Annotated in this window: 15 protein-coding genes and 2 pseudogenes; 9 read left to right on the forward strand and 8 right to left on the reverse strand. The window is 57.7% G+C overall.

Going from position 1 to position 14,056, the window contains the following annotated elements:
• Positions 1-77 precede the first annotated feature (77 nt).
• The 5 genes from KB890_RS15175 to cysE all read left to right on the forward strand — a co-directional run bounded on the left by KB890_RS15175 (position 78) and on the right by cysE (position 3,307).
• Positions 78-509, forward strand: coding sequence for a rhodanese-like domain-containing protein (locus KB890_RS15175; protein WP_002922436.1), 432 nt, complete (start codon positions 78-80; stop codon positions 507-509).
• A gap of 104 nt (positions 510-613) precedes the next feature.
• Complete coding sequence (gene grxC / locus KB890_RS15180; protein ID WP_002922429.1) at positions 614-865, forward strand: glutaredoxin 3; 252 nt, start codon at positions 614-616, stop codon at positions 863-865.
• A gap of 60 nt (positions 866-925) precedes the next feature.
• A complete protein-coding gene (gene secB / locus KB890_RS15185) occupies positions 926-1,393 on the forward strand; it encodes a protein-export chaperone SecB (RefSeq protein ID WP_002922428.1) in 468 nt (155 codons plus the stop codon).
• Positions 1,393-2,412, forward strand: coding sequence for an NAD(P)H-dependent glycerol-3-phosphate dehydrogenase (gene gpsA, locus KB890_RS15190; RefSeq protein WP_002922427.1), 1,020 nt, complete (start codon positions 1,393-1,395; stop codon positions 2,410-2,412). Before secB ends, gpsA begins: the two co-directional genes overlap by 1 nt.
• Before the next feature lie 73 nt (positions 2,413-2,485).
• Positions 2,486-3,307: a serine O-acetyltransferase gene (gene cysE / locus KB890_RS15195; protein WP_002922426.1), complete on the forward strand. Its 822-nt coding sequence runs from the start codon at positions 2,486-2,488 to the stop codon at positions 3,305-3,307.
• Positions 3,308-3,388: 81 nt separating this feature from the next.
• Here the strand turns inward: cysE and trmL are convergent, their stop codons facing one another.
• The 5 genes from trmL to KB890_RS15220 form a co-directional block, all read right to left on the reverse strand.
• Positions 3,389-3,862 (reverse strand): tRNA (uridine(34)/cytosine(34)/5-carboxymethylaminomethyluridine(34)-2'-O)-methyltransferase TrmL, encoded by a 474-nt coding sequence (gene trmL, locus KB890_RS15200; RefSeq protein ID WP_004181521.1) that lies wholly within the window; start codon positions 3,860-3,862, stop codon positions 3,389-3,391.
• A 91-nt stretch (positions 3,863-3,953) separates the two neighbouring features.
• Positions 3,954-5,138, reverse strand: a complete 1,185-nt coding sequence (lldD, locus tag KB890_RS15205; protein ID WP_002922420.1) for an FMN-dependent L-lactate dehydrogenase LldD — start codon at positions 5,136-5,138, stop codon at positions 3,954-3,956.
• Positions 5,138-5,911: a transcriptional regulator LldR gene (gene lldR, locus KB890_RS15210; RefSeq protein ID WP_002922415.1), complete on the reverse strand. Its 774-nt coding sequence runs from the start codon at positions 5,909-5,911 to the stop codon at positions 5,138-5,140. Before lldR ends, lldD begins: the two co-directional genes overlap by 1 nt.
• Positions 5,908-7,563, reverse strand: a complete 1,656-nt coding sequence (lldP, locus tag KB890_RS15215; RefSeq protein ID WP_004181520.1) for an L-lactate permease — start codon at positions 7,561-7,563, stop codon at positions 5,908-5,910. The genes lldR and lldP overlap by 4 nt, the downstream gene beginning before the upstream one ends.
• Positions 7,564-7,848: 285 nt before the next feature.
• Positions 7,849-8,211, reverse strand: a complete 363-nt coding sequence (locus KB890_RS15220) for a YibL family ribosome-associated protein (protein WP_002922410.1) — start codon at positions 8,209-8,211, stop codon at positions 7,849-7,851.
• Positions 8,212-8,483: 272 nt separating this feature from the next.
• Between KB890_RS15220 and KB890_RS15225 the strand changes: the two genes are divergently transcribed.
• The gene (locus tag KB890_RS15225; RefSeq protein ID WP_002922402.1) at positions 8,484-8,708 is read left to right on the forward strand and encodes a hypothetical protein; all 225 of its coding nucleotides are present in this window, start codon (positions 8,484-8,486) and stop codon (positions 8,706-8,708) included.
• Here KB890_RS15225 and mtlR read toward each other — a convergent pair.
• The 3 genes from mtlR to mtlA form a co-directional block, all read right to left on the reverse strand.
• Positions 8,697-9,293 (reverse strand): mannitol operon repressor MtlR, encoded by a 597-nt coding sequence (gene mtlR, locus KB890_RS15230; protein WP_002922401.1) that lies wholly within the window; start codon positions 9,291-9,293, stop codon positions 8,697-8,699. The genes KB890_RS15225 and mtlR overlap by 12 nt on opposite strands.
• Positions 9,293-10,441, reverse strand: coding sequence for a mannitol-1-phosphate 5-dehydrogenase (gene mtlD, locus KB890_RS15235; protein WP_004181519.1), 1,149 nt, complete (start codon positions 10,439-10,441; stop codon positions 9,293-9,295). Before mtlD ends, mtlR begins: the two co-directional genes overlap by 1 nt.
• Before the next feature lie 100 nt (positions 10,442-10,541).
• A complete protein-coding gene (gene mtlA / locus KB890_RS15240) occupies positions 10,542-12,449 on the reverse strand; it encodes a PTS mannitol transporter subunit IICBA (protein ID WP_022631263.1) in 1,908 nt (635 codons plus the stop codon).
• A gap of 524 nt (positions 12,450-12,973) precedes the next feature.
• On the opposite strand from mtlA, the pseudogene KB890_RS27585 reads away from it, so the two are divergent.
• The 3 genes and pseudogenes from KB890_RS27585 to KB890_RS15250 form a co-directional block, all read left to right on the forward strand.
• Positions 12,974-13,191: pseudogene (locus KB890_RS27585) on the forward strand (biotin/lipoyl-binding protein); the annotation flags it as partial.
• Positions 13,179-13,310 (forward strand): annotated as a pseudogene (locus KB890_RS27590) (hypothetical protein); the annotation flags it as partial. The pseudogenes KB890_RS27585 and KB890_RS27590, both read left to right, overlap by 13 nt.
• A 106-nt stretch (positions 13,311-13,416) precedes the next feature.
• On the forward strand, positions 13,417-14,025 hold the full coding sequence (locus tag KB890_RS15250) for a glutathione S-transferase (protein ID WP_004145238.1): 609 nt from the start codon (positions 13,417-13,419) through the stop codon (positions 14,023-14,025).
• Positions 14,026-14,056: the final 31 nt, after the last annotated feature.

Consider the following 14,056-nt stretch of genomic DNA (forward strand, 5'->3'; position numbering starts at 1 on the left):
TGGCTGTAATTGCCGCAAGGCACAGGTATACTCCTTTCCTGGTTTTTTTCTCACTTAGTCGGGAGTTGTAACCCCCCATGCAAGAAATTATGCAATTCATCGGCCGTCACCCGGTCCTGAGCATCGCGTGGATCGCGCTGCTGGGTGCGGTAGTGTTCACCACCTTCAAGGGGCTGATGTCGAAAGTTAAAGTCATCACCCGTGGTGAAGCGACGCGTCTTATCAATAAAGAAGATGCGGTGGTGGTCGACCTGCGTCAGCGTGACGATTTCCGTAAAGGCCATATTGCCGGCGCTATTAACCTGCTGCCCAGCGATATCAAAGCCAATAACGTCGGCGAGTTGGAAAAACACAAATCGCAACCCATTATTGTGGTAGACGGTTCCGGCATGCAGGCGCAAGAGCCCGCCAGCGCGCTGAACAAAGCCGGGTTTGAAAAAGTCTTTGTACTGAAAGAGGGCATTGCTGGCTGGAGCGGCGAAAACCTCCCTCTGGTACGCGGCAAATAACTTACCTCGCGTGGTGATGCCGCCGCGTTTTCTCCTTCACGCCTGACGTGAAGGGAACACAGGCTGCGGCGTAAAACCCTCAGGGTAACAACAGGAGTGAAGTCATGGCCAATATTGAGATCTACACCAAAGCGACCTGCCCGTTCTGCATCCGCGCGAAAGCGCTGCTGAACAGCAAAGGCGTAACGTTCCATGAGTTGCCGATCGATGGCGATGCCGCGAAGCGTGAGGAGATGATCCAGCGCAGCGGACGGACGACGGTTCCGCAGATTTTTATTGATGCGCAGCACATTGGCGGCTGTGACGACTTGTATGCGCTTGATTCACGTGGTGGACTTGATCCCCTCTTGCGCTAATTTTTGCGCGCTTTCCCTGGCGGAAGCGCGTATTTAAGGACAACACGAAAGGGTTTTACTATGTCAGAACAAAACAGCACCGAAATGACCTTCCAGATCCAGCGTATCTATACCAAAGATATCTCTTTTGAAGCGCCGAACGCGCCGCAAGTTTTCCAGAAAGACTGGCAGCCGGAAGTTAAACTTGATCTGGATACCGCCTCCACCCAGCTGGCTGAAGGCGTTTATGAAGTGGTGCTGCGTGTGACCGTGACCGCTGCGCTGGGCGAAGAAACCGCGTTCCTCTGTGAAGTACAGCAGGGCGGTATTTTCTCCATCGACGGCATCGAAGGCACCCAGATGGCGCACTGCCTCGGCGCATACTGCCCGAACATTCTGTTCCCGTACGCGCGCGAGTGCATCACCAGCCTGGTTTCCCGCGGTACCTTCCCGCAACTTAACCTTGCGCCAGTGAACTTCGACGCGCTGTTCATGAACTATCTGCAGCAGCAGGCTGGCGAAGGTGCTGAACAACATCAGGATGCCTGATGAACGCACTTAATGCTGCAATGACTGTGATCGGTGCCGGCTCTTACGGCACCGCTCTTGCCATCACCCTGGCAAGAAATGGCCACCACGTTGTGCTGTGGGGCCATGACCCGAAACATATCGCGACGCTGCAACACGATCGCTGCAACGCCGCGTTCCTTCCCGATGTGCCTTTCCCGGATACGCTGCATCTTGAGAGCGACCTGGCCACCGCGCTGGCCGCCAGCCGCGACATCCTTGTCGTGGTGCCGAGCCATGTATTCGGTCAGGTGTTACGCCAGATTAAACCGTTGATGCGTTCCGACGCGCGGCTGGTGTGGGCCACCAAAGGCCTGGAGGCCGAAACTGGCCGTCTGCTGCAGGACGTGGCGCGTGAAGCGCTGGGCGATGATATTCCGCTGGCGGTGATCTCGGGGCCAACCTTCGCCAAAGAGCTGGCCGCCGGCCTGCCGACGGCGATTTCGCTGGCGGCCACGGATCCGCAGTTTGCGGAAGACCTTCAGCGCCTACTGCACTGCGGCAAAAGCTTCCGCGTCTACATCAACCCGGACTTTATCGGCGTGCAGCTCGGCGGCGCGGTGAAAAACGTCATTGCCATCGGGGCAGGTATGTCGGATGGCATCGGCTTCGGCGCCAATGCGCGTACGGCGCTGATTACCCGTGGGCTGGTGGAAATGTCCCGCCTCGGCGCGGCGCTGGGCGCCGATCCGGAAACCTTTATGGGCATGGCCGGCCTCGGTGACCTGGTGCTCACCTGCACCGACAACCAGTCCCGTAACCGTCGCTTCGGCATGATGCTCGGCCAGGGTATGGACGTGCAGAGCGCCCAGGACAAGATTGGCCAGGTGGTTGAAGGCTACCGCAATACCAAGGAAGTTCGCGTTCTGGCACAGCGTTTAGGTGTCGAAATGCCAATAACCGAGGAAATTTATCAGGTATTGTATTGCGGAAAAATTGCGCGCGAGGCAGCATTGACCTTATTGGGTCGCGCCCGCAAGGACGAGCGCAGCAGCAATTAGCTTTCCTTTGTCACCTGAATGACCCTGCCAGCGCAGAACTGGCAGGTCATTACTATATCGCCTGGAGTATGCAATGCCGTGTGAAGAACTGGATATCGTCTGGAATAATATTAAAGCCGAAGCCCGGGCTTTGGCTGACTGTGAGCCGATGCTCGCCAGTTTTTACCACGCAACGCTACTCAAGCATGAAAATCTCGGCAGCGCGCTGAGCTATATGCTGGCCAACAAGCTGGCTTCCCCGATTATGCCGGCGATCGCCATTCGCGAAGTGGTGGAAGAGGCCTACGCCGCCGATCCGGAAATGATCGCCTCCGCCGCCTGCGATATTCAGGCGGTGCGCACGCGCGACCCGGCGGTGGATAAATACTCCACGCCGTTGCTCTATCTGAAGGGTTTCCATGCCCTGCAGGCCTATCGTATCGGCCACTGGCTGTGGACTCAGGGGCGACGCGCGCTGGCGATTTTCCTGCAAAATCAGGTCTCCGTCTCTTTCCAGGTGGATATCCACCCGGCGGCGAAAATCGGCCGCGGGATCATGCTCGACCATGCCACCGGCATTGTGGTCGGCGAAACGGCGGTGATTGAAGATGACGTCTCTATTCTGCAGTCGGTCACCCTCGGCGGGACCGGTAAAACCAGCGGCGACCGTCATCCGAAAATTCGCGAAGGCGTAATGATTGGCGCCGGGGCGAAGATCCTCGGCAATATTGAAGTCGGGCGTGGCGCGAAGATTGGCGCCGGTTCGGTGGTATTGCAGCCGGTTCCGCCGCACACCACCGCGGCGGGCGTACCGGCGCGTATCGTCGGCAAGCCGGAGAGCGACAAGCCGGCGATGGATATGGATCAGCATTTCAACGGCATCCACCACACCTTCGAGTACGGCGACGGGATTTGATGTATTGCCATTTGCCGCTGCTAAGCACAGAAATGTAGCCCGGATAAGGCGCAACGCGCCGTAATCCGGGAACCGCTCAGGTTAGCTGCGCAAGACCGCGCCAGGATACCCCAGCTGGCGCCAGGCTTCATACACCACCACCGACACCGCGTTTGACAGGTTCATGCTGCGGCTGTCCGGCATCATCGGAATACGGATTTTTTGCTCCGGCGGCAGGGCATCGAGGATGCTGGCCGGCAGGCCGCGCGTTTCCGGACCAAACATCAAGAAATCACCGTCCTGATAGCTTACCGCGCTGTGGGCGGGCGTGCCTTTAGTTGTGAGGGCGAACAACCGTTGCGGCTGCGCGCTGGCGACAAACGCCGCGTAATCCGCATAGCGCTGCACGGCAGTGAACTCGTGATAGTCCAGTCCGGCGCGTCTCAGGCGTTTATCGTCCCAGGTGAAGCCCATCGGCTCAATGATATGCAGACTGAAGCCCGTGTTGGCGCACAGGCGGATAATATTCCCGGTGTTCGGCGGGATCTCTGGTTCGAATAACACGATGTTCAGCATACTGCCCCCTTAATTGCGGGGGCAGAATAGCAGATATTTGGCGAACCCTCACCCTGAGGGAGAGGGGCGGCGTAAGGGAAAACGTGGAGAATTACGCGGCGTTATTCTGCTTCAGCGCATCGAAGGTCTGCAGCGCTTCCGCGTTCTGCACCAGCGAATCACGGCTGATTTCACGGATGCTTTTCGCCCCGGTGAGGGTCATCGCCACTTTCATCTCTTTCTCGATGAGGTTCAGCAGATTCGCCACGCCCTGCTTACCGTGGGTCGCCAGGGCGTACAGGTAAGCGCGGCCCAGTAGCACGCTGTCGGCGCCCAGGGCGATCATCCGCACCACGTCGAGCCCGTTACGGATGCCGCTGTCGGCGAGAATAGTGATGTCGCCTTTCACCGCGTCGGCAATTGCCGGCAGGGCGCGGGCCGAGGAGAGCACGCCATCGAGCTGGCGGCCGCCGTGGTTGGAGACGACAATGCCGTCAGCGCCGAAGCGCACCGCATCGCGGGCGTCCTCCGGATCGAGGATCCCTTTGATCACCATCGGACCGTCCCAGAAATCGCGGATCCACTCCAGGTCTTTCCATGAAATCGACGGATCGAAGTTATTCGCCAGCCAGCCAATGTAATCCTCAAGCCCGGTCGGTTTGCCGAGATAGGCGGAGATATTGCCCAGATCGTGCGGGCGACCGTTAAGGCCGACGTCCCACGCCCACTGCGGATGGGTGACGGCCTGCCAGTAGCGGCGCAGGGCGGCGTTCGGGCCGCTCATGCCTGAATGGGCGTCGCGGTAGCGGGCGCCGGGAGTCGGCATATCGACGGTAAAGACCAGCGTCGAGCAGCCGGCGGCTTTGGCGCGCTCCAGCGCATTGCGCATAAAGCCGCGGTCGCGCAGGACATACAGCTGGAACCACATCGGGCGCTTGATGGTCGGGGCGACCTCTTCGATCGGGCAGACGGAAACGGTAGAGAGGGTGAACGGAATGCCTTTGTCGTCCGCCGCGCCGGCGGCCTGCACTTCGCCGCGGCGGGCGTACATCCCGCACAGCCCGACCGGCGCCAACGCCGTCGGCATCGCCAGCTTCTCGTTGAATAATGTCGTTTCCAGACTCAGGTCCGACATATTGCGCAAAATACGCTGGCGCAAGGCTACATCGGAAAGGTCCTCGACGTTGCGGCGCAGGGTATGTTCGGCGTAGGCGCCGCCGTCAATATAGTGGAACAGAAACGGCGGCAGGATACGCTGTGCGGCGGCGCGATAGTCGCTGGCGGCGGAAATAATCATCACGAGTTCTCCCTGGAATTTTCATTGTGGTCACCGGGCAGGCGGGTAATTCGCGCCTGGCGGGCCTGGTCTTCATCAAAACGTTTGATGGTGGCGTGGACAAAGCCTAAGTGGCCCATCATCGCCTGGCGCGCCGCCTCGGCGTCGCCGGCGACAATCGCCTCCATGACGGCCTGGTGCTGTTCGGTCAGGCGGGCAAACACCGGCGGCACCTGATACATGCGCTGGCGGCTCTGCTTAACGGAGGAGTGCAGCAGGTCGAAAAAGCCGCGCATGGTTTGCAGGAGCACCACGTTATGCGAGGCTTCGGCGATCGCCAGGTGAAAGCGGACATCCGCCTGCGAGGCGATATCCGGGTCTTCACTCTGGGTCGCTTCAAAGCACAGACGAATTTTTTCTTTATCGGCGTCGGTGGCGCGCATCGCCGCGTGCCACGCGGTGCTGGCTTCGATGGCGTGGCGAGCTTCGAGGATATCGAAGCTGTAGTCCGGGTCATCGGCCAGCAGCGTCTTCAGCGGCTGGACGATGTTTTGCTCTGACCACGGCTCATGCTGAAAGCGGACGAAGGTGCCGCCGCCGCGACGGCTCAACAGCACCCCTTCATTGACCAGCATCGCCAGCGCTTCGCGCAGGGAATTGCGTGAGACGCCGAGCTGGGCGGCGAGCTGGCGCTCGGCGGGCAGTCGCATGCCCGCCTCCAGCTGTTGTTCTTCAATCAGCGCCCGGACGCGACGCGCCACGTCGTCGGCCAGGCGTTTAGGCATCACTATCACGGGATCATCCAGGTTAAAACGTAGGCCTGCAGCGTGGTGATCAGCCCCACCATGCAGGTGAAGATCAGGCTGTGTTTGACGGTAAAGCGGAACAGATCCGACTCTTTACCCACCAGGCCTACCGCGGCGCAGGCGATGGCGATCGACTGCGGGGAAATCATCTTGCCGGTAACGCCGCCGGTGGTATTAGCCGCGACCAGCAGAATATCGGAGACGCCAATCTGCTGCGCCGCCGTTGCCTGCAGCGCGGCGAACAGGGCGTTAGACGAGGTGTCCGAACCGGTCAGGAATACCCCCAGCCAGCCAAGGAACGGCGAGAAGAAGGTAAACGCGTGGCCGGTATGGGCCAGCGCCAGGGCCAGGGTCGACGACAGCCCGGAATAGTTAGAGATAAAGGCGAACGCCAGCACCATGCCGATAGAGTAGATCGGCAGCGCCAGATCCTTCAGCGTCCCGGCGAAGGTGGTCAGCGCATCTTTCGGCTTCATGCGCAGCCAGACGATGGACAGCAGGGCGGCGAACAGAATGGCGGTGCCGGTTGCCGACAGCCAGTCGAATTTATATACCGCGGCGTAGGGCGTTGCGGCGCTAACCACCGGCGGCATACGGGTAACCATTTTGTCGAGGAATGGTACCGAAATATTGATAACGAAGTCATACATCGCGCCGCCAGGAGCGAACAGCGCTTTGAATGGCGGCACGCTCCACAGGGTCACGGTGGCGGTCAGGAACAGGAACGGCGACCAGGCGCGGATCACTTGTCCCGCCGTGTAGCGTGTGCGGGCCAGCGTCATATCCACCTGCGAGGCGCCGAGATCGCCGAAGCGGAAGATGCGTACCGGCTGCCAGCGTTTGAGGAACAGGGTCAGACAGACCAGGGAGACCAGCGACGAGATGATATCCGGCAGCTCCGGGCCAAGGAAGTTAGAGCTGAGGTACTGGGCAATAGCGAACGAACCGCCTGCGACTATCACCGCCGGCCAGGTCTCTTTAATGCCGCGCCAGCCGTCCATAATCGCCATGATCCAGAACAGCACGATAATGGTCAGGAACGGCAGCTGGCGGCCCACCATCTGGCCGATGGCGAAGCTATCGATACCGGTCACCTGGCCGGCGACCAGAATCGGGATGCCCATCGCGCCGAAGGCCACCGGCGCGGTGTTGACGATCAGGCACAGGCCAGCCGCATACAGCGGGTTAAACCCGAGACCAACCAGCAGCGCGGCGGTAATCGCCACCGGTGCGCCGAAACCCGCCGCCCCTTCGAGAAAGGCGCCGAACGAGAAGCCGACGATCAGCATCTGCAGGCGCTGGTCCGGCGTAATCGACAGAATCGATGAGCGGATGATGTCGAACTGTCCGGTCTTCACCGAGATTTTATAGACGAAGACCGCGGCGATAATAATCCACGCGATAGGCCACAGGCCGTAGAAGAAGCCGTAGACCACCGAGGCTAAGGCGCGGTCCACCGGCATTTTATAGAACAGTAATGCAACGACCAGCGCGATTGCGACGGTCCAGGTGGCAGCGATGTAGCCTTTCAGTTTGAGCTTAATCAGCGCAAAAAAGAAAAACAGAATCGGTAGCGATGCGATAAGACTGGATAGCCAGATATTACCGGCGGGATCGTAGTTTTGTTGCCAGAGATTCATGCAGGGTCTCCATCGGGCCGCCAGGAGAGGAGGGCTGAGTCTGCGCTCATTGCCGATCCCACCGAAGGTAAAATTGGCCCGGCCAATTAAGGGTATCAGGGTTGATGACAATGAATGGTTAATCAGATGTTACTCTTAAGCAACGTGTTTGTGATGGGTTTTGACGGATTTGTGAACTGCCAGGGGGTGGATGAAATTATTGGTTGGACCAATCGACCCGGCTGAAGGTAAAAATGTGGGGGAGTGAAGACAGAATAGCCCTCTCCGTACGGAGAGGGCTGGGTATCAAAATTCGCTGCGGGCGAAACCGGTCATCTCTTTCAGACCCATTTCCCGGCCCAGGGCGGTCATCGGATGGACAACCACCAGGCCGCGAACGCTTTTCTTCAGCTTGCCCATATCGGCCTGCTCTTTTTTGGTAATCGCGCGGCGGAACGGCAGGCTCATCAGCTTCTGCGCCTCTTTGCTCAGCTTCTGGCTCTGGACGGAACGCAGACGTTCAATCTCCGTTTCCAGAGTGGCTTTTTCTTTTTCCAGTTCAGCATATTTATCGGCGGCTTCCACCAGCGACAGCTCGGCCTGCTGGTGGCGGATGGCGTCGAGACGATCGCTCAGACGCTTGATTTCATTCTTTTCGACTTCTTTCATGGTGGTTTGATCTGTTAATAAAGGGGCTTCATTCGCCTATAGTATGTGCCGTGACCACTATTGTTGATAGCTATTTATCAAAAATTCGCCGTTTGTCGCCCGCGGAATGCAATATCATTTATCGCTAATAATTTGAATTTTATTAATATTCCGCCTAATACCCGTTCTAATTTCATTTTTGTGAAGCCTGTCGGCAGATAAGCACGTTTTCCTTAACCCACGCTGGTGAATTGGCTAATGCTTAATCAGATTATTCCCAAAAGGAGGACGTGATGGCAAAGATCGGCGACGGCGTACCACGTTTAATCGACAAAGCGGTTGATTTTATGGCTTCCAGTCAGGCGTTTATGGAGTATTTGAAAAAGTCTCCGCGTCTGCAGCATGTACCGCGAGACATTCCTCAGGATAAGGAAGCGTTGTTCCTGCAGCGTCTGGAATATTATCGTCAGCTTTACCGGCCGACCTGCGACCAGACGGAACCGGAATCAGAGCGTTGATTTCTGAAAGGCTTTTTTTAAGCTGATTCGTGAAATCAGCTCAGTCAGGGACAGCACCATCGTTGAGCGCACCATCTGCTGGTAACGCAGTTTCTGCATTGCCAGCAGTTCGGCATCGCTGTCATCAAATTGCGGCGTTGGCGGCAGGGCGGCGACGCAGTGCAGCTCGCCGAACGGACCGATAATTTCGTCGTCGGTAAAGCTGTACTCATTGCCGTCGTGGTTAAGCTCTTCGCGCAGGGCCATCAGCAGCTCAGCGTCTTCATATTCGGCACGACTTATCACCCCAAGGCCATAAATCAGCTTCAGGCGTACAGAGAGATCGCCGAGCGGCCCGCTGCCCTCCAGCAAGGGCTCGACGGCGTATTTCACCGCGTAGTCGTCTTTACGGAACACCTGAAGCACCAGAATATTGACCGCTTCCGTTAACAGCTCGACGGTGGCGATCAGGAAGCTTCGTACGGTTTTGCCAGCATTCAGACGCTCAAGCACACGGTTTTCAAATGCTTGTGTTTCTTCCATCATTGCCTGCATATCTGACAGGAGTCGTAATGGGCGCGACGTTGGTCGCGCCAGGTTGTGCATCATTTTTCCGCGTTGTAGTCGTTAACGGCCTCCGCGACGACATCACTTGCGGCATCCAGGCCGGAAATCTGCGCCAGCGCGGCCTGCGGCCCCTTGTCGGCGATCAGTGCCGCCAGCTCCTGCGCCTGCGGATCGTCTTCGCTACGGAAATGCATCGCCGCCGCAATCCCTTTCACCAGGTTGCGGTGCGGCAGCCCGTATTCCAGTGTACCCAGCAGCGGCTTAATTAAACGGTCGCCAGCGCTCAGTTTGCGCAGCGGCTGACGGCCAACGCGCTCAACATCGTCTTTCAGGTACGGGTTCTCGAAACGGCCAAGTATTTTCTGGATATAAGCCGCGTGCTTCTGCGGGTCAAAGGCGTAACGTTTGATCAGCACCGCGCCGCTCTCTTCCATCGCGCCCTGCACGACGGCACGAATTTTCTTGTCGAGGATCGCGTCGCGAATCGTCTGATGGCCCGCCAGTTTTCCGAGGTAGGCGGTTATAGCATGCCCGGTGTTCAAGGTGAAGAGCTTGCGTTCGACAAATGCCATCAGGTTATCAGTTAATTCCATCCCCGGGATAGTCGGCAGCGCGCCCTTGAACTGAGTCTTATCGACAATCCATTCGCTAAAGGTTTCCACGGTGACTTCCAGCGGGTCATGAGTGGCGGAAGCCGATGGCGGCACAATACGGTCAACGGCAGAGTCGACAAAGCCGATATGCGCTTCCACCCACGCTTTATCTTCTTCCGCCAGTGCGTTAAACACGTGGCCTTTTAACTGCGTGGTGCCGCGCACCATATTTTCGCAGGCGATGATGTTCAGCGGGCGTTCGCTGCCCTGCGCTTTGCGCTGTGCCAGCCCTTTGGCGATCGCTGGCGCGATGCGCTCGAGCACGACGGGACCGACGGCGGTGGTGACCAGATCCACCTCAGCGATCAGGTCCACAACCTCATCGCCGATGCTGCTGACGGCATTGACGCCGGAGACGGTGTCCACCTGCTCATTCTCACCGACGACGTGAACCTGATAGCTATGACGGGCATTCAGGGCATCAAGTACGGTCTGATTGACATCGGCAAACGTCAGTTCGATGCCCGCGTCGGCCAGCAATTTACCGATAAAGCCACGTCCGATATTACCTGCGCCAAAATGTAATGCTTTCATAGTATTAACCTTCAATTAATGTTTTCACCTGAGAGGGCTGGGGTGAGGCCTTTCCCCTCACCCCAACCCTCTCCCAAAGGAGAGGGTTGGATAGCGCTGATTATTTATTTAACAGTGCCAGAACTTCGTCGACGCTGGTGGTTTTCGCCAGGCGCTCAATCACGGTTTCGTCATCCAGCGCGTTAGTCAGACTGGTGATAACCTGAATGTGCTCGTTATTACGAGCGGCGATGCCGATGACCAGACGCGCGACTTCATCTTCTTCTTCACCGAAGCGCACGCCTTCCGGGTACTGGCAGAAGACGACGCTAGTTTTCAGCACGCGGTCCTTCGCTTCGATGGTGCCGTGCGGTACCGCGATGGACTCGCCGAGATAGGTCGAGGTCAGTTTTTCGCGATCCAGCATCGCCTGCACATATTCCGGCTCGACGTAGCCGCCTTTCACCAGCTGCTCACCGGCGAAGCGAATGGCTTCTTCTTTGGTGGCTGCTTTGCGACCGAGGAAGATGTTATCCGCGCCCAGCTGGAACAGGTTGTTGTTAGTATCGTCAAAGCTGTCTTTCAGGCTATCGGTGACTTTGACTTCGTTGTCGATGTGGCGCTGGGCCGCGACCAGGCGCTCGGTCAGGCTGGTGTACAGACCGCTGTCGAGGAAGTTGGTCAGCGAAATATGCTGCGCCTGCGGTACCTGGCGCATGGCGCGCTCGGTAAGGTCGCGGTGGGTGATGACCAGGTCAACATCCGGCGGCAGGTTATTGATTGCGCTGTTGGTGACCGAGATGTTGCTCAGCCCGGCATCCTGCACTTTCTTGCGCAGTACCCCGGCGCCCATGGCGCTGGAACCCATCCCGGCGTCGCAGGCGACGATGATTTTACGCACATGGCTCAGGTCGTTGGTGACATTACCGGCCGCCAGCGGGCTGGCGCCTTTGGATTCCGCTTTCATGTCATGCATACGACGCGTTGCGGCTTCGATATCGTCTTCTTCTTTGACTTTGCTGGTCTTGAGCAGAACCGCAGAGACCACGAAGGAGACCGCCATCGCTGCGATAATCGCGGCGATGTTAGCGAAGTAGGCGCCTTTCGGCGTCATCGCCAGTACCGCCAGAATGGAACCCGGGGAAGCCGGGGAAACCAGACCGCCATTGAGGATAGTCAGGGTGAAGACACCGGTCATCCCGCCGAGGATAACGGCCAGGATCAGGCGCGGGTTCATCAGCACGTACGGGAAGTAGATTTCATGGATACCACCCAGGAAGTGGATGATAGCCGCCCCGCCTGCAGACTGTTTTGCGCTGCCGCGGCCAAAGAACATGTACGCCAGCAGAACGCCCATCCCTGGACCCGGGTTAGCTTCAATCAGGAAGAAGATGGATTTACCCAGCTCGTGGGACTGCTGAATACCCAGCGGCGAGAAGATACCGTGGTTGATGGCGTTGTTAAGGAACAGGATTTTTGCCGGTTCGACGAAGATAGACGCCAGCGGCAGCATGTCGTGCGCCACCATAAAGTTAACGCCAGCCGCCAGAATTTTCGACAGAACTTCGACCGCCGGGCCGATGCCGAGGAAGGCCAGAATGGCGAGGATCATCCCGATGATGCCGGCGGAGAAGTTATTCACCAGCATTTCAAAACCGGATTTGATCTTACCGTCTACCCAGTTATCGAATTTCTTGATGCAGTAGCCGCCCAGCGGGCCGGCAATCATGGAGCCGAGGAACATCGGCATATCCGCGCCGACGATAACGCCCATGGTGGTGATCGCCCCGACCACGCCGCCACGTTCGCCGCCGACTAATTTACCGCCGGTGTAACCGATCAGCAGCGGCAGCAGGTAGGTGATCATCGGACCGACCAGCTTCGCCAGCGTTTCGTTTGGCAACCACCCTGTCGGAATGAAAAGCGCGGTGATGATACCCCACGCGATAAACGCGCCGATATTCGGCATCACCATATTGCTGAGGAAACGACCAAAGCTTTGCACTTTGATCTTGATATCGGATGACATAAAACACCCCTTCTTCTGTTTTGCGTAGCGCGCAGGCTTAAAGCCCGAGGTTTGTTGTTAATGTGGCGGCAGAGGTAGCCGGGCCCTGATTGATAGTGCGAAATCTGGCACTGAATCGTTTAGCTGTCCAGCCAGCGCCCTTTTATGTGATTTGGATCACATGAATATAGGGGGCTAAGAGGGTTTTGTAGTGATGATGATCACAAAATTACTGTGTAAAAAAACAACACAGCGCCTTTTTAGCCGCTGATCTGCCTTTTTGTGTGATATTTGTCACATTTTTGTTTCGTGTTTTTGTTGTTTGTTTGTGATTTTGATCACAAAGAATTTCGCGAGGGGTTTACGCCGCTGTGATCTCGGCCCGGTTTTGCTTCCACGCCGGGATGACCCTGTAACTAAGCAACCTTAATTGCCGAATAACTTTTTTACGCCGGATGGCATAAATGAAAGGCGTGAATTATCCTCAAAATAGCGGGGCGAATATCAGTATATTCTGAATAAAATCAGATAAATAATTCCCGTAAAGCCGAACCGATAGAGCCACTCAGCGCGTCGAGAAAGGCGAGGCGCTATTTACGATTGACCCGGCGCCCTATCAGGCGCGAGTCGACCGCCTGCAGGCCAACCTGGTAACGACGCTGTACTGTATTAACGTCCCCAAGCCGCAGCTCTCTGAGGCCAGGCCAATACCACCCGCGTGTCGACGGAACGCGATCGCTTGAACAAGGGCTATCAGCATTACCCGATGGTATCTACGCGCAGGTGGCGGTCTACTCCGACCATTTCGCCCACGTCTCGGTGATGCGTAAAGTGCTGCTGCGGATGACCAGCTGGATGCACTACCTCTATCTCGATCATTAATGCGATCGGCGGCAGGTTGAGCCGGACGCTCACCTGCCTTTTGTCCTGCCCTGAGCCATACTCATATCTTTGTTGGCGATAATTTGTTGGCGATAAGGAGCAGGCTATGAAACTGATCGGCAGCTACACCAGTCCCTTCGTGCGCAAAATATCGGTGATCCTGCTGGAAAAGCGCATCCCATTTGAGTTTGTCAACGAATCCCCCTACAGCGAAAGCAACGGTGTGGCGCGCTATAACCCGCTGGGCAAGGTACCGGCGCTGGTGACGGACGACGGTGAGTGCTGGTTTGACTCCCCGGTCATCGCCCAGTATCTGGAGCTGCTGGGCGTGGCGCCGCCGATGATCCCCGCCGACCCCAGAGCCGCTCTCAGGATGCGCCAGCTAGAGGCGCTGGCGGATGGCGTGATGGAGGCCGCCCAGGCGCTGGTGCGTGAAAAGGCTCGCCCGGGTGCGCAACAGTCAGAGCAAGAGCTGCTCCGCCAGCGGGAGAAAGTGGCTCGCGGTCTCGACAGGCTGGAAGCCTGCGCGGCAGACGGAACGCTGCGCGGCGACGAGGTTAATCTGGCGACCATTTCCACGGCCTGCGCCATTGCTTATCTGAACTTTCGCCGGGTCGCGCCCGGCTGGTGCGCCACCCGGCCGCAGCTGGTGAAGCTGGTGGATGCGTTGTTCCAGCGCGCCAGCTTTGCGCGCACTGAACCGCCGCGGACTTGACCCAGGCAGGTAACAGTTTGCGCAAGGAGGC

The sequence above is a fragment of the Klebsiella sp. P1954 genome, assembly GCF_018199955.1.
GTDB classification, from domain to species: Bacteria; Pseudomonadota; Gammaproteobacteria; order Enterobacterales; family Enterobacteriaceae; genus Klebsiella; species Klebsiella pneumoniae.